At 61.7% G+C, this 454-nt stretch carries 1 protein-coding gene; it reads right to left on the reverse strand.

What is annotated here, in order from left to right:
* Positions 1–258 precede the first annotated feature (258 nt).
* On the reverse strand, positions 259–454 hold a 196-nt coding region (locus SB679_RS23120), incomplete at its 5' end, for an LPXTG cell wall anchor domain-containing protein (RefSeq protein ID WP_410704637.1).

Here is a 454-nt window from a genome sequence, read left to right on the forward strand (position 1 = left end):
GAAAACCAAGCCGCGGCTGTGGGATACAGCAAGACGCCGACGCCCAGAAGGGTCGCAAGAACTATGAGGATGCGTTGTGTGCTCCAGCGGGCGCGGAAACGTTGCCGTGCGGGCAGCTGGGGGGCTTGGAGCTGTGTCATGGGAGATCCTGGGAGAGTGGGCATATCCGGGGAAACGAAGTGTGGAAGACCGCATGTTTGGCGTTCTTCCCCACTTCGGTATTCACACCGAGGACCGCTATTGGGGGGTCCTCAGGTACTAGCTGTTGGTGCTCCGGCGTGACCGTACGAACATCAGTGCTGCGCCGACGACCAGGAGGCCGCCTGCTGCGTAGAGAACGCCGGTTCCCACGCCACCGGTCAGCGGAAGCTGGAAGCCACCGTTGGACGGGATGTTCTTGACCTGGAGGTCAACGCCAACCGTGGTGGTTGCGGCGTTGATCAGGAATGAGACC

It is taken from the genome of Chryseobacterium sp. SIMBA_029, assembly GCF_046535275.1.
Taxonomy (GTDB): Bacteria; Bacteroidota; Bacteroidia; order Flavobacteriales; family Weeksellaceae; genus Chryseobacterium.